We start from the raw sequence: 19,442 nt of genomic DNA, 5'->3' as shown, positions 1-19,442 counted from the left end.
ATCACCCATCTGGACGAGGTTGAGCTTTATGGCCCGGATGATCCGCTGTTCCCCTCCACCGCCCTCAGCGCCAAGCCCGGCACCGGGTTTTGCGCCGAAGGCTTCACCCGCCGCCCATGGCGCAGTTCCGAACCCGTCCGAAAGATCGTCAACGGTGCCTTCAAGACCGCTGGTCTGCAAGCCTTCGGCCCCCATGCCTTCCGGCACATGCACGCCCGGCACACCGCGAAAACCTGTACCACCCCGGCGGAACTGGTCGCCGTCTCTCAAAACCTCGGTCACACGGACGTTCTGACCACGCTGCGCAGCTACGGTCAGATCACCCGCGAACGCCAGCACGCAATCGTGACCGGGGAACCGGAAGCGGGACGTCTAGATGAGTGATCAGGCCAATTCGACCGTTTCAAGCGGGCACAATGTGTGGGAACACTTGGAGCTATCGACCGGATTCTGCAGCAGTATCAAACAGATAGGCCGATGATATGGCGGAGACGAAGGGATTCGAACCCTCGAGACGGTTTCCCGCCTACTCCCTTAGCAGGGGAGCGCCTTCGACCACTCGGCCACGTCTCCGACGACGCGTATAAACGGCTGTCAGTGTGGACCACAAGGCGAAATTCCGGTCGCGGTGTATTTCATAGCCATAAGCGGTCCGATCGGAGAGGCTTCGTCTCGTTGTTCCGTGAGGATATTGGGATGTGATACACGCCAGTCCCAGTGAGAGTGTAGGCGACCTGGTGAGACTGTCTATGCGATGCCCGTGCGACCTCTCACTGGAACAGTTGTCTCTGGTCCAAAAGTTGGATGTTTTGCGCAGAGCGTTGGGAGGTGTCGTTATGCGACTCAGGCAGGCGGAAAGCTCTGATTTGGCAAATGTTCAGTCCATCGTAGCTGCGGCCTACGCGCCGTATGTCCCGCTGATCGGGCGCAGGCCAATGCCGATGGATGAGGATTACCCGGCGCGGATTGCGGCGGGGTCGGTCTGGATCACCGAAGGGGAGCCGCCGGAGGGACTTGTGGTTGTGGCGGATCGCCGGGAGGGCCTTTGGCTCGACAATTTTGCCGTGACGCCTCAGGCGCAGGGCGGGGGGCTCGGGCGAATGCTTTTGGCCGAGGTAGAGCAGATCGCGCGTGCACGGGGGCATGGTCGGGTCAGTCTGCTGACCAATGCCCGGTTTGCCGGCGCCATCCGCTTTTATGTGCGGGCTGGGTATCGGGAGACATTTCGCCGCACCGAGTATGGCTTCGACCGGATCTACATGGAAAAACGGCTTTGAGAGGCGCGGCCGTCCAGCGCTACCCTTTGGGACATATTCGGTTTTTAAGATAGAACTTGTTATTTCCGCGATCTTGCGTAACGTCGGGTCGCAGCCTCCAAGAAGACTCGACAGAAGAAGTACGGCTGCCAGTGGAGGAAAATTGATGACGACCAATCACAAGATCAACCGCCGTTCGTTCTTGACCAAGACCGCGATTGGCGGCGCGGCTGCGACGGGCGGGGTGCTGGCCGCACCGGCGGTGCTGGCGCAGGCGCCCATCGTGGTAAAAATGCAGACCTCGTGGAACGACGCCAATATCTGGCAGGAATTCGCCCGCGATTACGCCGAGCGGGTTGAGGCCATGTCCGGTGGCCGACTGAAGGTCGAAGTGCTGCCCGCCGGTGCGGTTGTTGCGGCGTTCCAAGTGCTCGACGCGGTCAACGACGGCGTGATCGACGCGGCCCACTCGGTGCCCGTCTACTGGTACGGCAAGAACAAAGCGGCCTCGCTCTTCGGCACCGGTCCGGTGTTCGGCGGCTCGGCCACGACGATGTTGTCCTGGTTCTACGCGGGTGGCGGTAAAGAGCTCTATGACGAGCTGACGCAGGACATCATGGGTCTCGACGTCGAAGGCTACCTGGGCTTCCCGATGTTTGCGCAGCCCTTTGGCTGGTTCAAGAATGAGGTGAACGGTGTCGCTGACGTCGATGGCCTGAAGTACCGGACCGTGGGTCTGGCTGCTGACCTTCTGGCCAAGCTCGGCATGTCCGTGGCACAGCTGCCCGGCGGCGAAATCGTTCCCGCCATGGAGCGCGGCGTGATCGACGCGTTCGAATTCAACAACCCGTCTTCGGACAAGGATTTCGGCGCGCAGGACGTGGCCAAGAACTACTACCTGTCCTCTTACCATCAGGCTTCCGAAAGCTTCGAGTTCCTGTTCTCCAGAGCATTCATGGAAGATTTGGATCCCGATCTGCAGGCGATCCTGCGTCACTCGGTCGAGGCGGTCTCCACTGCGAACACCGCGAAGGCCATGGACCGTTACTCCGCCGACCTGCAATGGCTGCAGAATGAGGCAGGGGTCAGCGTCCACCGCACGCCGACCGAGATCCTCGACGCCCAGCTCAAGGCCTGGGACGAACTGATCCCCGAACTGGAGCAGGACGAGTTCATGAAGAAATGTCTCGACAGCCAGCGTGCTTGGGTCGAGCGCGTGTCCTACTACGAACTGATGAACGCGCCCGATTACGGGCTCGCCTACGAGCACTACTTCCCGGGTAAGGTCAAACTCTGAGCCTCCCCGCTCCGATAAGCGATCCCGGCGGTGCCGCCGCCGGGATCTTTCTTCGGTTTTGATGAGGTCTCCATGATCCGGTTCATCGAATTCGCGGACAATCTGTCCGCGTGGTTTGGCAAGGCCTTCGCCTGGCTCATCATCCTGATGTCCTTTGCCACAGGTTACGAAGTTTTCGTCCGCTATGTCCTGAACAGCCCCACCGCCTGGGCGCTGGACGTGTCTTTCATCATGTATGGGACGCTGTTCATGATGGGCGGTGCCTATACTCTGTCCCGGGGCGGCCATGTTCGGGGGGATTTTCTCTACCGCCTCTGGCAACCGCGCACGCAGGCGAAAATCGATCTGGTTCTTTACATCATCTTCTTTTTCCCGGGGGTGACCGCGCTGATCCTTGCGGGTTGGAAATACGCCTCCCGCTCCTGGGGCTACGGCGAAGTTTCGGTGAACAGCCCGGCGGGTGTGCCGATCTACCAGTTCAAAACCGTGATGGTCGCTGCGGGCATTCTCTTGTTCATTCAGGGCCTCGCGCAGGTCGCGCGCTGTATCATCGCCATCCGTACGAATGAATGGGTCGAAGCGAACGAAGACGTGTTCGAGACCGAAGATCTCCTGATGCGCAAAGCCAACGAAGCCGAGAAAGGGCACAATCCATGACCGATCCTCAGGTCGCCCTGATGATGCTGGGGCTGTTTATCGTCTTTGTGTTTCTGGGCTTTCCCATCGCCTTCACGCTCATGGCCATGGGCATCGGCTTTGGCTATTTCGCCTACTACGACGAAGGCCGCATGTGGCGGGCTTTTAACCGGCTCGACGAGACCGCCGGAGACTGGGAGAGGTTTACTCTCTGGATCGACGGTTTCTTCAATAACCGAATATTCGATCTCTTCGTGAATCAGACATTCACGGTGATGTCGAACGAGGTGCTGACCGCCGTGCCCCTGTTCCTCTTCATGGGCTACATCGTAGAGCGCTCGAACATCGTGGACCGCCTGTTCACCACACTCAACATCGCGTCCAAGAACATCCCTGGCTCCATGGGCGTCGCGGCGCTGATCACCTGCGCGCTCTTTGCCACGGCCACCGGCATCGTCGGCGCGGTGGTGACGCTGATGGGTCTCCTGGCGCTGCCCGCCATGCTCAAGGCGCGTTACGACCCCTCCTTTGCTTCCGGCATTATCTGTGCGGGTGGCACGCTGGGCATTCTGATCCCGCCCTCGATCATGCTGATCGTCTACGCGGCGGCCACGAACGTCTCGATCGTCCGTCTCTACGCGGCGGCGCTCCTGCCGGGTCTGACGCTGGTGGGGCTCTACCTCGTCTACATTCTCGGCCGCTCGATCCTGCAACCCTCTGCAGCCCCACGGCCGTCCAAGGACGAAGTCCCCGACATGCCCATGGGCCAGCTCCTGTGGCTGATCGTGACCTCCTTCGTGCCGCTGGCCTTCCTGATCCTCGCGGTTCTGGGTTCGATCCTCTTCGGCCTCGCGACCCCGACCGAAGCGGCCTCCATCGGCGCGCTGGGCGGTATGTTCCTCGCTGTGGTCTACCGGGCCATGAGCTGGCAGCGTCTGCGCGAAAGCGTCTATCTCACCGTGCGCACCACGGCGATGGTCTGCTGGCTCTTCGTGGGCTCCTACACCTTCTCGGCGGTGTTCTCCTATCTCGGCGGCGAACACCTGATTTCCGAGTTCGTCCAGAGCCTCGACCTCTCGCCGCTCATGTTCCTGATCCTCGCCCAGCTGATCATCTTCCTGCTGGGCTGGCCGCTGGAATGGTCGGAGATCATCATCATCTTCGTGCCGATCTTCCTGCCGCTCCTCGCGGTGTTCAACATCGACCCGTTGTTCTTCGGTATTCTCGTGGCGCTGAACTTGCAGACGAGCTTCCTGACACCGCCCATGGCGATGTCGGCCTATTACCTCAAGGGCATCGCTCCGCCAGAAGTCCGTCTGACGCAGATCTTTGCCGGCGTCATGCCGTTCCTGTTCTGCGTGCTGGTCGCCATGGTCCTGATGTACGTTTTCCCGCAGATCGTCTTCTACCTCCCCGAGGTGTTCTATGGGAACTGAGGCTCTCAGAGCCGAGACCGGACGGCCTGTTCGTCCGGTTGGTGTGCTGGAGCTGCGCGACCGGCTGGCCAGTGGCGCGCTCAGTGCCGAAGATCTGGTCGGGCAATACATCGCCCGGATCGAAGCGCGGGAGCCGGAGATCAGGGCCTGGGCCTGGTTCGACCCGGATTTCGTTTGGGAGCAGGCCCGCGCCCTCGACCGGCATCGTCGGTCCGGGCGCCCCATCGGCCCGTTGCATGGGCTGCCGGTGGGGTTAAAGGATGTCATCGACACCGCCCGCATTCCCACAGAGAACGGGACCATGCTCGACGCAGGTCGGGTGCCGCTGCGGGATGCGGCCATCACCGAGCGGCTCAGGGCTGCGGGCGCAATTCTCATGGGCAAGACGGTCACCACTGAACTCGCCTTCATGCACCCCGGCGCGACGCGGAACCCCCACAACCCGGCGCACACGCCCGGCGGCTCGTCCCAGGGCTCGGCGGCGGCGGTGGCGGATGGGATGGTCCCTCTGGCCGTGGGCACCCAGACTGGCGGATCGGTGATCCGCCCTGCTTCCTTCTGCGGTGTGACTGGCTACAAGCCGACCTTCGGCGCCATCTCGCGCCGGGGCGTCCTGACCCAGTCGCCCAGTCTCGATACGGTGGGTGTCTTTGCCGCCGATACCGGCGGCGCGGCTCTGCTGGCGCAGGTGCTTATGGGGTACGATGCCGATGACCCCGCGACGGGACCCGATCCGGTTCCCGACCTCGTCACGCCCGCCAGCGCGGAGCCTCGGCTGAAACCGATCTTCGCCTTCGTCAAGCCCCCGGGCTGGGACGACGCGCACCCCGATCTCCATGCCGCTTTTGGAGAGCTGACCGAGCGGCTCGGTGACCGGGTGTTTGAGGTCGAGCTGCCCGCGATTTTCGACGAAGCTGCCCCCCGGCGCCAGCTTATCAATGAGGCCGAAATGGCCTATCACTATTTTCCCTACGCCAAGCGCGGCGGAGAGCAATTGGCCGACGTCACCCGGGCGAGCATCGGCTCAGGGAATGCCGTACCTGCCCGAGACTATCTTTCGGCCCTGGCCCTCCGGGATGTTCTGTCGGCAGGCGTCGAAGAAATCCTCACCCGCGCCACTGCAATCCTCTGCCCCGCTGCGCCCGGACCGGCACCCGAAGGATTGGGCTCCACGGGCGATGCGATCTTCAACGGGCTCTGGACCTATTGTGGCGCGCCCTGCGTGACGCTGCCGCTACTGACCGCCGAAAACGGTCTGCCCATGGGGGTGCAACTCGTGGGCGCGCGTCATCAGGACGCCCGCCTCATCTCTGCCGCCCGCTGGCTGACAGATTGGGCTGACGCCGAAGCCACCACAGGAGGGACTTCATGAACCGCGTTCTGGCGCTCTTTGCCTTTGCGATTTTCACCGCATTCCTCGCCATCCTTGCGATCAAGGTGCCAAGTCCCGATCTGGTGATAGTGATCCTCATTACCATCGCGCTGGTCGCCTATGACTTTGCCACATCAAGTAAGAATGGCTGAGGCGCGGTGCCGTCGGTTCGGCGCACCTGAGCCTTGGCGCGCCTGAACCTCGATCAGCTGACCGCCTTTCTGACGGTCGTACGGCTGGGCAGCATCTCGAGGGCTGCGCAGGCCCTCAGCCTGACTCAGCCCGCCGTCACCACCCGGATCCGCAATCTCGAAGCCACCCTCGGGGCGCAACTGTTTGAGCGGCGGTCCACGGGCATTGCGTTGACAAAACGCGGCGGTCTTCTGGTGCGCTACGCGGAGCAGATTGAGCATCTCTCCGAACGGATCGCAGCAGAAGTGATGGAGCCCGACGGCATCGAGGGGCATTTGCGGCTCGGGGTTTCCGAGACCATCGCCCAGTGCTGGCTGCCGGAGTTCGTCACGGCGCTTCATAAGAGCTTTCCCGGTCTCTTGGTTGAGATCAACGTGGATATCTCCCTGAACTTGCGGGAGGACCTCCTGAATCGCGAAATCGATCTGGCGATCCTGCTGGGACCGATCTCTGATTTTTCGGTGAACAATATCGACCTGCCGGATTTTGACCTCGCGTGGTACAGGCCGAACGATCCGGATCTCTCTCGGCGCGCCGACGCTGAGGCTTTGCGGCTGCCCGTGATCACATACGCCCGCAATACAAAGCCATTCAGAGAACTGAAAACGACACTTCTGGAAAGAATCGGGCCCGATGTGGCGCTGTTTCCGTCCTCGTCGCTATCCGCTTGTTTTCGGCTGGTGGAGGCGGGGCTTGGGGTCGCAGCGTTGCCCCGGCTCATGGGGGCGCCGTTTGTTGCGGCTGGGAAGATCGTGGAGTTCAACCCCGGATGGACGCCTAACCCTCTGAAATTCACGGCATCTTACGTGGCCGAGCCCCGCAGTCATCTCGTCGAGACGGCGGCCGGACTCGCTTTAGAAATCGCCAGAGCTTTCCATTGTCATAAATAATAGTAATGGCAAACCTGTTGATTTTTTGATTTGTGTTTATGCCGGGTCCGCTCGATAGTGATTTGAGGGAGAGCATATCATGGATCAGACAGTCTTTCAGAACTTGCGGCACCAATCGGTGGGTGATCTGCGTCTGGTGATCCGCGAGGGGTCCTACACCGGGCACACCGCCGGGCTGGGCGCGGGCATGCTGCAAGCCAACCTGGTGATTCTGCCGCAAGATTATGCGCTCGACTTCATGCGGTTTTGTCAGCGCAATCCCAAGCCCTGCCCGCTGGTTGGTGTGTCGGACACTGGTGATGCGATGATGCGGACCCTGGGGCGCGATATCGATATTCGCACCGATGTGCCCGCCTATAACATCTATCGCGACGGAAAGCTGTCTGCAGAGACCATGGATATCTCCGATCTTTGGCGCGACGATCTGGTGAGCTTTGCTCTCGGCTGTTCGTTCACCTTCGAGCACGCGGCCATCGCGGCCGGAATCCAGCTCTGGCATATCGACAATAACACCACGGTGCCGATGTTCCGCACCAATATTCTCACCGTGCCTGCAGGGCCGTTTGAGGGGCCGCTGGTGGTCTCCATGCGGGCGATCCCCGAGGATCAGGTGGATCTTGCCGTCGAGATTTCCCGCAAATTTCCGCTGGCGCACGGCGCGCCCATCCATATTGGAGACCCCGCTGAGATCGGGGTCGCTGATGTGACCCGCCCGGACTGGGGCGATCCCGCCCCGGTGCCAGAGGGATCGGTGCCGGTGTTCTGGGCCTGCGGCGTGACACCGCAAGTGGCGCTGGAAGCGGCCAAAGCGCCGCTCTGCATCACCCATAAGCCCGGCCATATGCTGGTGACAGACGTTCCACAAGATGCGGAGAACCCTGTTTTGCGTCCCAGCACGTGACACAAGAATCAACGAATAGCCAACTTACCAACAAGGAGAAAACCATGAATAAGTCGGTTCTTATGATGACCGCCGCACTGATCGCCTCGCCCGCGCTGGCCGAGGATCTCTCGGTGGTCGGCAGCTGGTCGAGCCTGCCGCTGCATAACGAATATGAGGCGCCGTTCTGGACCGAGACGTTGCCCGCCGCGTCGAATGGCGAGATCAATGTCAACCTGACCACCCACAACCAGATGAATTTGGGCGTTGGTGATGTGTACCGCCTGCTGGGTGATGGGGTGTATGACGTGGGCATGACCGTGGCCGACTACGCCGTGGCCGATGCGCCGGAACTTGAAGGTCTCGATGTGCCGCTTATCGCCATGACCGCCGATGAGGCCCGCGCTATGGTTGATGCTGCCCGTCCGATGGTCACGGATATCTTCCACGACCGCTTTAACAGCCATGTGCTGGCCATCGCGCCGTACCCGCCGCAGGTTGTTTTCTGTAACCACGAGATCAGCAGCCTGGACGATCTGCAGGGCCTGAAGGTCCGCGCCTCTGGCCGGATGACCGCCAAGTTCCTCGAAGCGCTGGGCGCCGAGGGTGTGAATGTCAGCTTTGCCGAAGTGCCGGGCGCGCTGCAAAAGGGCGTCGTGGATTGTGCCGTGACCGGCGCAGGCTCCGGCTATAGCGCGGGATGGTGGGAAGTCTCCACCCATCTGCTGCCGATCCCGCTGGGTGGCTGGGACTCGGTCGTGACCGCCATGAACCTCGACAAGTGGAACAGCCTGTCCGAGGACATGCAGACGCTGATTCAGGAGCAGATCACCTCCGGCTTTGAGGACCCCGCATGGGCGTCTGCGCAGGGTGCGCTGGATAATGACATCGCTTGCCTGACCGGCACCGGCGAGTGCGCGTCCGGCGAGGCCCGCTCGATGACGCTGGTTGAGGTCAGCCAGGCGGATTTCGATAAGGCGCGCGGCATTCTTGAATCCGAAGTGCTGCCCGAATGGGCCGAGCGCGCCGGCGAAGAGTGGACCGCCCGCTGGAACGACTCCGTCGGCAAGGTGGTCGGTGTGACCGTCTCCGCCAACTGATCCGCGACGAGAGGACCTGAGTTATGGCAAATGCCTTGCTAGAACGCCTGAGATGTATGAACAGGATCGTCGCGATGATGATCGGTGTCATCCTGCTGGCCTGCGCCGCCTTTGTGCTGGCTGATATCATTCTCAGAAAGCTCGGGTCCTCTCTGGGCGGCACCGACGAGATCAGTGGCTATGTGATGGCCATTGTGACCTCTTGGGGCATGGGTTTCGCCCTGCTGGAGCTCAGCCACGTAAGGATTGACATCCTGCGCGGCAGGGCGGGCCAACTGGGGCGGAGCCTCTTCGACCTGTTTTCCATGACCGTCCTGTCGGCCACGATTACGCTCATCGCCATCCGGTGCTGGCCGGTGGTGGCACGCTCGCTGGCCAATGACAGTCGCGCCAACACGCCGCTTGAGACGCCGCTGGCGCTGGTTCAGGTGCCATGGTTCATCGGCTGGGCGTGGTTCGCCATCGTGGCGTGGCTGACCCTCGTCGCGGCAATCCTGCTGATTGCCCGCGGTGAGTTCGAACAAAGCGAAGCGGCCATCGGCGCCTTCGGCGAAGCGGAGAACCTCTGATGATCACCTACGTCTCCGTCGGTCTTCTGGGCCTGCTCGCGCTCTCCATTCCCGTCGGCATCGTCCTGTTTTTGCTGGGCTTTGGCGTCGACACCTTCTTCAGCCCGTTCCCCCTGACGAAGGGCCTCGGCAACCTCGTCTGGTCCACCTCGAACAATGCGACGCTGATCGCGATCCCGTTCTTCGTGCTGCTGGGGGAAATCCTCGTGCGCTCGGGCATCGCCACCCGGACCTATACGGCACTGGACCGCTGGGTGAGCTGGCTGCCGGGCGGCTTGGTCCACGCCAACGTCGCCACCGCCACCATGTTTTCGGCCACCTCCGGCTCCTCCGTCGCCACCGCCGCGACCGTCGCCACCGTGGCCATGCCGCAGGCGGAAAAGCTGGGCTACGATCCCAAGCTCTTTTCCGGGGCCATCGCAGCCGGGGGCACGCTGGGCATCATGATCCCGCCCTCGATCAACCTGATCGTGTATGGGTTCCTGACCCAATCCTCGATCCCGCAGCTCTTCCTCGCCGGTCTGTTGCCGGGGATCCTGCTGGCGCTGGGCTTTATGGCGATCACCGTTCTGATCTGCGCCGTCCGTCCTGAACTGGGCGGAACCCGCCGTGTATTTCCCATCGGCGAGATGCTCCGGGCGCTGATCCAGCTCATCCCCATTATCCTGCTGTTCACCGTCATCATCGGCACGATCTATAAAGGCTGGGCGACCCCCACCGAAGCTGCCGCCGTGGGCGTCGCGGGCGCTATCGTGATTGCCGCGATCTTTGGCGGGATCTCGGTCAGCATGATCGCCGAGAGCGTCGTGGGGACGGTCAAGATCACCTCGATGATCATGCTCGTGGTGATCGGCGCGTCCTTCCTGAACTTTACGCTGGCCTCGGCGGGGATCGGGCGGGAACTGTCGGAGTTCCTCGACGGGCTGGGCCTCTCTCCGCTCGCGACCATCGCGGTCGTGGTTTGCATCTACATCGTGCTGGGCTTCTTCATCGAAACCCTGTCACTGATGGTTGTCACCATCCCGATCATCGTTCCGCTGATCGTGGCGCAGGGATATGACGTGATCTGGTTCGGCATCCTGATGATCGTGCTCATCGAAATGGCGCTGATCACACCGCCTGTGGGCCTGAACCTCTACGTGGTGCAGGGCGCGCGCAAGTCGGGGACGCTCAGCGAAGTCATGCTCGGCACGATCCCCTATGTGATCGCCATGATGGTCATGGTGCTGGCGCTGATCGCCTTCCCGCAGATCGCGCTCTGGCTGCCTGCTGCGCTGCAATAGGTCGGGTCAAACCCCTGTCAGACTGCCGGGCCTTGTGCCCGGCAGTTTTCGTTCGGGATAGGGGGGCAGTCACGTCAACGGGTTCGATTTCCTTGGAACAGGGTCGGACCACAGTTAGTTAACATTGAGAACCAACAGGCGGAGCGGCCCCATGAAACTCACCGTAGACGGAACCGACCACGAGGTCGATGTGGAGGCGGATATGCCCCTCCTCTGGGTATTGCGGGATGAGCTGGGGATCACGGGTCCGAAATATGGCTGCGGGATCGCGCAATGCGGGGCCTGCACAGTGCATATGGACGGGGTCGCGGTGCGGTCGTGCCAGATCCCGGCATCGGCTGCGGACGGGGCGGAGGTCACGACCATCGAGGGTCTTGGCCAGCCCGACGCACTCCACGCGGTGCAGGCGGCGTGGATCGAGCATCAGGTGGCCCAGTGTGGCTACTGTCAGTCCGGCCAGATCATGCAGGCCGCGAGCCTTCTGGAGCTGAACCCCGATCCCAGCGACGAAGAGATCGACCGCGTCATGGCAGGCAATCTCTGCCGCTGTGGCACCTATATCCGCATCCGCGCCGCCATTCACACAGCCGCCGCCAAGATGCAGGGAGCCTGAGCCATGGGTCGCGTTGGAACCATCGCCCGCCGGACCTTCCTCGTCGGCGCCGCTGCCATTGCCGGGGGCGTCGCCTTTGGCGTCTACAAGGTGCGCAGGCCGCACGAAAATCCGCTCAAAGCGGGTGCCGGAGAGGCGGCAATGACGCCCTATGTTTTCATCGACGGGGAAGGCGTGACCCTGATCACCCCGCGTGCCGATTCGGGGCAGGGGGCCTATTCGGTTCAGGCGATGTTGTTGGCCGAAGAGCTGGACGTGGATCTGGATGCGGTGCGCATTGATCCCGGCCCTCCTGCTCCGGCCTATTGGAACACCGCCTTTGCCCCCGAGGCGGCAGAGTTCATGATCCCCGCCGCGGGCGTGATGCAAAGCGTGACCGAGACGGCGGTCGGTGTGATGCTGAAGCTGGCCGGTGTGCAGGTCACGGGCGGATCGAGTACCGTGCCTGACGGCTATGAGAAACTCCGCGCCGCCGCCGCTTCTGCCCGGGAGACGCTGAAACAGGCCGTTGCTGATGACACCGGGGTCGCACGCGCAGATCTGGGGACTGAAAGCGGCGCGGTGATTTTGCCTGACGGCACCCGCCGCCCCTATACAGAGCTTGTGGATCTGGTGGCGGGCAAGGAGCCCATCGCCGATGTGGCCCTGCGCGATCCGTCCCAGTGGCGCTATCTCGGTCAGCCGGTAGAGCGTTTGGACATGGTCGCTAAATGCACCGGCACGCAGGATTACGGCATCGACGCGGTGGTCGAGGGCATGGTCCACGCCGCGATCTTCCTTAACCCGGCGCAGGGTGGGGGGATCGACGGCTTTGACGCCACCGAGGCGAAATCCATGCGCGGCGTACGCGATGTGCTGCCGGTGACCGGCGGGGTTGCGGTGATCGCCGACAACACCTGGCGCGCCATGCAGGCCGCCCGCAAGGTGCAGGCCAACTGGACGCCCGCACCCATGCCGGACACGATGGCGGGCCATTGGCAGGTCTTGGGTGAGAGCTTTACCGAGGATCGGCAGGACAGTCGCAAGCGCGACGACGGGGACATGGAGGCAGCGCTGGCCGGGGGCGAGGTGCTGACCGCCGAATATCGCGCGCCCTATGTGGCTCATGCGCCGCTCGAGCCGATCTCGGCCATCATGCGCGTCACCGACACCGGCGCCGAGGTCTGGACCGGGACACAGATCCCGCGTTTCATCCAGAACAATGTGGCGAAGATCGTCGGGATCGAGCCCGACGATGTGGTGGTCCATGCGCTGATGACAGGCGGCTCTTTCGGCCACCGTCTGGAGGATGAGGTAGTGAAACGTGCTGCCGAAATCGCCGTCCAGATGAAGGGGACGCCGGTCAAGCTGACCTATTCGCGCGAAGAGGACATGCTCCACGACTTCCCCCGCCACATCGCCATGGCGAGGCTGCGGGGTAAGGTTGCGGGCGGGCAGGTCGAGGCGTTGGATCTCGACATTGCCGCGCCTTCGGTGACCGCGTCTCAGATGGCGCGGCAGGGGCAGAGCGTGCCGGGTCCCGACAGCCAGATCCCCGCAGGAGCGTGGAACGCGCCTCTAGCGATCCCCCATTTCCGCGTCACAGCCTATCGCGCGCCGGAGCTGGCGCCGGTGTCGTCCTGGCGTTCGGTCGGGGCGAGCTATGGCGGGTTCTTTCAGAATGCGGCGCTGGATGAGTTGATCCATGCCGCCGGGGCCGATCCGCTGGAGGAGCGTCTGCGCCTCTGCAACGACGATGTGACGCGGAAGGTGCTGGAGGCTGTGGGCGAGATGTCCTCGTGGTCCGGCGTCCTTGGCGATGGTAAGGGGCGGGGGATCGCCCAGACCACGAGCTTCGGTGTGTCTTGTGCCGAGGTGGTCGAGGTCAGCCAGACCGAGCGGGGCATCCGCATCGACAAGGTCTGGGTCGCCGCCGATGTGGGCCGTGTCCTCGATCCCGTAAATTTCGAAAATCAGGTGCAGGGCGGGGTTGTCTGGGGCCTCGGTCACGCGATGAATTGCGAGATCACCTATGAGGGCGGCGTGGCGCAGCAAAGCAATTACCACGCCCATGAGGGGATGCGCCTCCACCAGTGCCCCGAGATCGAGGTACGGGGTCTGGAGAACGGGCCGCGTGTCCTTGGTGTGGGCGAACCTCCGGTGCCCCCTGCCGCGCCCGCGCTGGCTGCTGCGATCTTTGCCGCGACGGGCACCCGCCTGCGAGAGATGCCGTTCAACAAATTCGTGGAGTTCGCATGAGACGCGCCCTGATCCTCGCCGCCCTCTTGGCGTCTCCCGCTCTGGCGCAGGAGACCGCCTCCCGCGAAGCCGGCCTCGCGGCGTGGGAGAGCATCGCCGCCGCGGCCTCCCATCCCCGATGCGCCAATTGCCATGTGGAGGGCGATCAACCAATGTGGAGCGGTCCGAGCTACGGCACCACTCGTCCCCACGGGATGAACGTCTACGCGGGTGAGAGCCGGATTGGCGCGGAATACCTGTCCTGCGGGACTTGCCACGCCTACCGCGAAGAGGGCGCCAATGATGCCCCGCATATGGCGCCGCAAGTGGCCGATACGTGGATCTTGCCGCCGCCCGAGATGGCTTGGTTCGGGCGCAGTTCCGCCGAGATCTGCGTTCAGCTCAGCAACCCGGACCTGAACGGCGGGCGCGATGTGGAGGCGCTGGCCGAACACGTGCAGGAGAGCGCGTTCGTCAACTGGGGCTTTAATCCCGGCGGTGGACGTGAGCCCGCGCCCGGCAGCCCCGAAGAGATGGCCGAGCTTCTCCGTCAATGGGGGGCTGCCGGGATGCCTTGTCCCGGGTGACGCTCGGAGGCTGCACCCTGTCGCTTCCGGGCGGTCATTGGGTGGCGCTTCTTTCGTAAGTGCTTGCGGGCGTGGGACATTCTCCGCACCAACAAGATTTCCACGAAAGGGTCCCGCCCATGACCGAGCCAAAGCTGCATTTTTCCCGGTCCGAGTATGACGCGCGGCTGGCGCGGACCCGCGCCGAGATGGAGCGACGGGGCCTCGATCTGCTGATCGTCACCGATCCGAGCAATATGAACTGGCTCACCGGCTATGACGGCTGGTCGTTCTACGTGCATCAATGCGTGATCGTCGGTCCCGATGGCCCGCCCGTCTGGTTCGGGCGCGGTCAGGATGGCAATGGCGCGCGACGGACTTGCTGGATGGGCGAGGCTGGGATTATCGGCTATCCCGACCACTACGTGCAGTCCACCGAACGCCATCCTATGGATTACCTCTCGGCGCAGCTCACTGACCAGGGGCTGGGTCGGGGGCGGATCGGTGTCGAGATGGACAATTACTGGTTCACCGCCGCCGCCTTTGCCTCCCTGCAACGCAATCTGCCCGACGCCCGGTTCGAGGATGCCACGGCGCTGGTGAACTGGCAGCGCGCGGTGAAATCCGAGGCCGAGCTGACCTATATGCGGCAGGCGGGGCGGATCGTGGAGCGCATGCAGCAGCGCATCTTCGACAAAGTCGAACCGGGGATCCGCAAATGCGATCTGGTCGCCGAGATCTACGACGCATCACTGCGCTACGATGCCGATCTGGGCTACGGCGGCGATTACGCGGCCATCGTGCCCTTGCTGCCGTCGGGGCCTGACGCGGGTGCGCCACATCTCACATGGGACGATCAGCCGATGAAATCGGGCGAGGGGACGTTCTTTGAGGTGGCGGGCGTCGTCCATCACTACCACTGCCCGCTCTCGCGCACGGTGTTTCTGGGCAAGCCAACGCAGACCTTCCTCGATGCCGAGACGGCGGTGCTGGAGGGGATGGAGGCCGGGCTGGAGGTGGCGAAGGCCGGGAACACCTGCGAGGACATTGCTCATGCCTTCTTCCGCGTGCTGAAGCGCCACGGCATCGAAAAGGACAACCGCACGGGCTATCCGATCGGCCTCAGCTATCCGCCCGACTGGGGCGAGCGCACCATGTCCCTGCGCCCCGGTGATAAAACGGTGCTGGAGGAGAATATGACCTTCCACTTCATGACCGGTCTGTGGATGGATGACTGGGGGTTTGAAATCACCGAGAGCATCCGCATCGGAGCGAACGGGCCCGAATGCCTGTCCAACGTCCCGCGCAAGCTGGTGGTCAAGGACGGATGACCCGGAACCCGATCACACCGACCATTCCGCTCGACCGCGACGGGGTCCATCACGGGCACCTGCGGCTGCCCTATAGCCGGGATGACAGCGCGTGGGGGTCGGTGATGATCCCGCTGACGGTGATCAAAAACGGCGACGGCCCCACGGCTCTCCTGACCGGCGCCAATCACGGGGACGAGTATGAGGGACCAATTGCCCTCCAAGAGCTGGCACTGACGACGCGGCCCGAGGACGTCACCGGGCGGCTTATCATTGTCCCTGCCTTCAACTACCCGGCGTTCCGGGCAGGCACACGGACCTCGCCGATTGATCGCGTAAACCTCAATCGAGCATTCCCCGGGCGGCCCGATGGCACTGTGACGGAGAAGATCGCCGATTATTTCCAGACCACGCTCCTGCCCTTGGCTGATCTTGCGGTGGATTTCCATTCGGGTGGAGGAACGCTGGATTTCGTGCCCTTCGCCGCGGCCCATATCCTCGATGACAAATCCACTCAGGACCGCTGCTTTAAGGCGACGGAGGCCTTCAACGCGCCCTACTCGGTGGAGCTGTTGGAGATCGACAATGTGGGCATGTATGACACGGCGGTCGAGGCGATGGGCAAGACGCTGGTGACGACGGAGCTGGGCGGGGGGCGAAGCTCCACCGCGTTGAGCAACGCGATTGCCAAGCGAGGTTTGCGCAACGTTCTCATCCACGCGGCGATTTTGCGCGGCAAAATCGAGACCCGGCCGACTGTTACGCTCACTATGCCGGATGATGACTGCTACCTTTTCAGCGCGGCGGAGGGCCTGCATGAGCCCATGGTGGATCTCGGAGCCGAGGTCCGCGCGGGCGATCTCGTGGCGCGGGTCTGGCCGGCCGACCGGACCGGCATCGCGCCCGGGGAATACCGTGCGCAGCGGGATGGTGTGCTCATCGGGCGGCACTTTCCCGGGCTGATCCAGATGGGCGACTGCATTGCGGTGCTGGGTGTGCCAAAAGACTGAAATGCCCGCCGGGCGCAGGAGGAGACAGCCATGCTGAGAAACGACCAGCTCGATCAGTGGGATCGGGAGAATTTCTTCCACCCCTCGACCCATCTGGCGCAGCACGCGCGCGGTGAGAGCCCGACCCGCGTGGTGCGCACCGGTAGCGGTTGCCATATCGAGGACCGGGATGGAACGCGGCTGCTGGACGCCTTTGCGGGTCTCTACTGCGTCAACGTCGGCTACGGGCGGAGCGAAATCGCCGAGGCGATTGCCGAACAGGCCCGCGAGCTGGCCTATTACCACGCCTACGTGGGCCACGGGACTGAGGCCGCGATCACCCTCTCGAAAATGGTGCTCGACCGCGCGCCGGATCACATGTCGAAGGTCTATTTCGGCTTGTCCGGCTCCGATGCCAATGAGACGAACATCAAGCTCATCTGGTACTACAACAACATCAGGGGCCTGCCGGAGAAGAAGAAGATCATCTCCCGCTGGCGCGGCTATCACGGCTCGGGGTTGATGACAGGCTCCCTGACGGGGTTGGAGCTGTTCCACAAGAAGTTTGACCTGCCGCTGGCGCAGGTGATCCACACCGAGGCGCCCTATTACTTCCGGCGCGCGGATCGCGGCCAGAGCGAGGCGGCCTTCACTGCCCATTGTGTGGCTGAACTGGAGGCGTTGATCGAGCGCGAGGGCGCGGACACGATTGCGGCGTTCATCGGCGAACCGGTGCTCGGGACGGGCGGGATCGTGCCGCCGCCCGCCGGTTATTGGGCGGCGATTCAGGAGGTGCTTGCGCGGCACGACATCCTGCTGATCGCCGACGAGGTCGTCACCGGGTTTGGCCGTCTGGGCACCATGTTTGGCTCGGAGCATTACGGGCTGAAGCCGGATCTGATCACCATCGCCAAGGGCCTGACCTCCGCCTATGCGCCGCTGTCGGGGTCGATTGTCTCAGAAAAGATGTGGAAGGTGCTGGAGCAGGGGACTGATGAGAACGGCCCCATCGGCCATGGCTGGACCTATTCTGCCCATCCCATCGGCGCGGCGGCGGGCGTCGCCAATCTTCAGTTGATCGACACATTGAACCTTGTGCCGAACGCGGGCGAGACCGGCGCTTATCTCAACCGTACCATGACCGAGGCGCTGGCGGCTCACCCCCATGTGGGCGAGGTGCGGGGCGAGGGGATGCTCTGTGCCGTGGAGTTCGTCAAAGACCGCGATGACCGGGTCTTTTTCGACGCGGGCGACAAGGTCGGACCGCAAATCGCGGCAAAGCTTCTGGAGCAGGACCAGATCATCGCCCGCGCAATGCCGCAGGGCGATATCCTCGGCTTTGCGCCGCCCTTCTGCCTGTCTCGGGAGGAAGCGGACCGTATCGTCGCCGGCACCGTGCGGGCCGTGGAGGCCGTGCTGGGGTGAGCCAATAACGCGCTTCAGAACCGGTCGCGGTTATGGGGCGCGTCGTAATCCAGAACAGGTCCCACCGGGATAATACCGGTGGGGTTTATCGTTTCATGACTGCCGTAATAGTGCCGTTTGATGTGGTCCATATCCACCGTCGCGGCGATCCCAGGATGCTGGTAGAGGTCGCGCAGGTAATTGGATAGGTTCGGATAATCGGCGATCCGGCGCAGGTTGCACTTGAAGTGGCCAAAATAGACCGGGTCGAACCGCACCAGCGTGGTCCAGAGTCGCCAGTCTGCTTCGGTCAGCGTATCGCCGATGAGGTAGCGGGACTGCGAGAGACGATTTTCGTACCATTCGAAGATGTCGAATAGCGCCGTCACGGCCTCCTCATAAGCGGTTTGCGTGGTGGCAAAGCCAGCCTTGTACACTCCGTTGTTGATATTGGAATAGCTGCAGGTGTTGATCGCGTTGATTTCGGCCCGGAGCTCGGGAGGATAAAAATCGCCCGGTGTCGCGCCGACCCCGTCAAAAGCCGAATTGAACATCCGGATGATCTCGGCGGATTCGTTGGAGACGATGGTTCCCGTTTTTTTATCCCAGAGCACCGGCACTGTCACACGACCGGAATAATGGGGATCGGCTGCGGTGTAGATCTGATGCATGAACTCCGCCCCGAGGATCGGATCCGGGATCACGCCATCCCCATCGGCGAAGGTCCAGCCGTTCTCGGCCATGTGCCAGTGGACAACTGACAGACTGACAATCTCTTCGAGCCCTTTCAGGACCCGAAAGATCAGCGTCCGGTGCGCCCAGGGGCAGGCGAGCGACACGTACAGATGGTAACGTCCCGGTTCGGCCTTGAAGCCTCCTGTGCCAGTCGGTCCGGGCGCGCCATCCGCCGTCACCCAGTTGCGGAACTGAGAGGGTTTTCGCTTGAAATGCCCGCCAGTTGATTTGGTGTCATGCCAGCGATCGACCCACTTCCCATCCTGCAAAAGGCCCATGTCCGTCTCCCGAAGATGCCGCCAAGCGCGGTCATTTATGCTCCGGTGGGCCGTAGCAGGATCAGGTCATCGCTGAAAGGCGTGCAGTTCCTTTTTCATTTCGGTTTTGTCCCAAGTGCTCTAGTTGTTCAGTCCCGGCATTTGGTGGATCGGATTTAGGATGAATCGATCTGGCTCTGAAGTCCAGATCTTGCAGATGTATTCGTAAGGCGTCAGCCCGCTGAGGGTCTTGAGCCTGCGGGCGAAGTTGTAGGCTGCCATGAAGTCGGCAAGGTGTGTTCGCAACTGGTCGTGATTTTCGTAGTGGAAGCGTTTGACCGTCGCCTCCTTGATGGTGCGGTTCATTCGTTCGACCTGGCCATTGGTCCACGGATGGTTCGGCTTAGTGAGCCGATGTTCGATCTCATTTGCCTCACAGA

Annotated in this window: 19 protein-coding genes, 1 tRNA gene and 1 pseudogene; 18 read left to right on the top strand and 3 right to left on the bottom strand. The window is 62.6% G+C overall.

Annotation, left to right across the window (positions count from 1 at the left end):
- Nucleotides 1-384: pseudogene (locus FEV53_RS17265) on the top strand (tyrosine-type recombinase/integrase); the annotation flags it as partial.
- A 99-nt stretch (nt 385-483) separates the two neighbouring features.
- On the opposite strand, the gene FEV53_RS17260 reads toward FEV53_RS17265, so the two are convergent.
- Nucleotides 484-573 (bottom strand) — tRNA-Ser (locus FEV53_RS17260).
- A 263-nt stretch (nt 574-836) separates the two neighbouring features.
- Between FEV53_RS17260 and FEV53_RS17255 the strand changes: the two genes are divergently transcribed.
- The 17 genes from FEV53_RS17255 to FEV53_RS17180 all read left to right on the top strand — a co-directional run bounded on the left by FEV53_RS17255 (nt 837) and on the right by FEV53_RS17180 (nt 18,031).
- Nucleotides 837-1,277, top strand: a complete 441-nt coding sequence (locus FEV53_RS17255; RefSeq protein WP_185962289.1) for a GNAT family N-acetyltransferase — start codon at nt 837-839, stop codon at nt 1,275-1,277.
- A 145-nt stretch (nt 1,278-1,422) separates the two neighbouring features.
- A complete protein-coding gene (locus FEV53_RS17250) occupies nt 1,423-2,553 on the top strand; it encodes a TRAP transporter substrate-binding protein (protein WP_142835999.1) in 1,131 nt (376 codons plus the stop codon).
- Between the two features lie 72 nt (nt 2,554-2,625).
- Nucleotides 2,626-3,210, top strand: a complete 585-nt coding sequence (locus FEV53_RS17245) for a TRAP transporter small permease subunit (RefSeq protein ID WP_142835998.1) — start codon at nt 2,626-2,628, stop codon at nt 3,208-3,210.
- A complete protein-coding gene (locus FEV53_RS17240; protein WP_142835997.1) occupies nt 3,207-4,625 on the top strand; it encodes a TRAP transporter large permease in 1,419 nt (472 codons plus the stop codon). The genes FEV53_RS17245 and FEV53_RS17240 overlap by 4 nt, the downstream gene beginning before the upstream one ends.
- Entirely contained in the window at nt 4,615-5,997 is a 1,383-nt protein-coding gene (locus FEV53_RS17235; RefSeq protein WP_142835996.1) for an amidase, read from the top strand. The genes FEV53_RS17240 and FEV53_RS17235 overlap by 11 nt, the downstream gene beginning before the upstream one ends.
- Nucleotides 5,994-6,149, top strand: a complete 156-nt coding sequence (locus tag FEV53_RS21000; protein WP_185962288.1) for a hypothetical protein — start codon at nt 5,994-5,996, stop codon at nt 6,147-6,149. Before FEV53_RS17235 ends, FEV53_RS21000 begins: the two co-directional genes overlap by 4 nt.
- 33 nt (nt 6,150-6,182) lie before the next feature.
- Nucleotides 6,183-7,079, top strand: a complete 897-nt coding sequence (locus FEV53_RS17230) for a LysR family transcriptional regulator (protein ID WP_185962287.1) — start codon at nt 6,183-6,185, stop codon at nt 7,077-7,079.
- A 79-nt stretch (nt 7,080-7,158) separates the two neighbouring features.
- Nucleotides 7,159-7,980 carry a putative hydro-lyase gene (locus FEV53_RS17225; protein WP_142835995.1) on the top strand — a complete coding sequence of 274 codons (822 nt, stop codon included), beginning with the start codon at nt 7,159-7,161 and terminating at the stop codon, nt 7,978-7,980.
- A 44-nt stretch (nt 7,981-8,024) separates the two neighbouring features.
- Complete coding sequence (locus FEV53_RS17220; protein WP_142835994.1) at nt 8,025-9,059, top strand: TRAP transporter substrate-binding protein; 1,035 nt, start codon at nt 8,025-8,027, stop codon at nt 9,057-9,059.
- A gap of 56 nt (nt 9,060-9,115) precedes the next feature.
- Nucleotides 9,116-9,628 (top strand): TRAP transporter small permease subunit, encoded by a 513-nt coding sequence (locus FEV53_RS17215; protein ID WP_246100882.1) that lies wholly within the window; start codon nt 9,116-9,118, stop codon nt 9,626-9,628.
- The gene (locus FEV53_RS17210) at nt 9,628-10,911 is read left to right on the top strand and encodes a TRAP transporter large permease (RefSeq protein WP_142835992.1); all 1,284 of its coding nucleotides are present in this window, start codon (nt 9,628-9,630) and stop codon (nt 10,909-10,911) included. Before FEV53_RS17215 ends, FEV53_RS17210 begins: the two co-directional genes overlap by 1 nt.
- A gap of 151 nt (nt 10,912-11,062) precedes the next feature.
- Nucleotides 11,063-11,524, top strand: a complete 462-nt coding sequence (locus FEV53_RS17205) for a (2Fe-2S)-binding protein (protein WP_142835991.1) — start codon at nt 11,063-11,065, stop codon at nt 11,522-11,524.
- Nucleotides 11,525-11,527: 3 nt separating this feature from the next.
- Entirely contained in the window at nt 11,528-13,762 is a 2,235-nt protein-coding gene (locus tag FEV53_RS17200) for a xanthine dehydrogenase family protein molybdopterin-binding subunit (protein ID WP_142835990.1), read from the top strand.
- Complete coding sequence (locus tag FEV53_RS17195; RefSeq protein WP_142835989.1) at nt 13,759-14,328, top strand: hypothetical protein; 570 nt, start codon at nt 13,759-13,761, stop codon at nt 14,326-14,328. Before FEV53_RS17200 ends, FEV53_RS17195 begins: the two co-directional genes overlap by 4 nt.
- Nucleotides 14,329-14,447: 119 nt before the next feature.
- Entirely contained in the window at nt 14,448-15,638 is a 1,191-nt protein-coding gene (gene doeA, locus FEV53_RS17190; RefSeq protein ID WP_142835988.1) for an ectoine hydrolase DoeA, read from the top strand.
- On the top strand, nt 15,635-16,627 hold the full coding sequence (gene doeB / locus FEV53_RS17185) for a N(2)-acetyl-L-2,4-diaminobutanoate deacetylase DoeB (RefSeq protein ID WP_142835987.1): 993 nt from the start codon (nt 15,635-15,637) through the stop codon (nt 16,625-16,627). The genes doeA and doeB overlap by 4 nt, the downstream gene beginning before the upstream one ends.
- A 30-nt stretch (nt 16,628-16,657) precedes the next feature.
- Nucleotides 16,658-18,031 (top strand): aspartate aminotransferase family protein, encoded by a 1,374-nt coding sequence (locus FEV53_RS17180; protein WP_142835986.1) that lies wholly within the window; start codon nt 16,658-16,660, stop codon nt 18,029-18,031.
- 14 nt (nt 18,032-18,045) lie between these two features.
- Here the strand turns inward: FEV53_RS17180 and FEV53_RS17175 are convergent, their stop codons facing one another.
- Entirely contained in the window at nt 18,046-19,023 is a 978-nt protein-coding gene (locus FEV53_RS17175; protein WP_142835985.1) for a glutathione S-transferase family protein, read from the bottom strand.
- 120 nt (nt 19,024-19,143) lie between these two features.
- Nucleotides 19,144-19,442: integrase core domain-containing protein (locus tag FEV53_RS17170; RefSeq protein ID WP_142835984.1), on the bottom strand; the 299-nt coding region annotated here is incomplete at its 5' end.

This window comes from Palleronia caenipelagi, assembly GCF_007004065.1.
Lineage (GTDB): Bacteria > Pseudomonadota > Alphaproteobacteria > Rhodobacterales > Rhodobacteraceae > Palleronia > Palleronia caenipelagi.
This window is presented reverse-complemented; position numbering and strand designations above follow the sequence as displayed.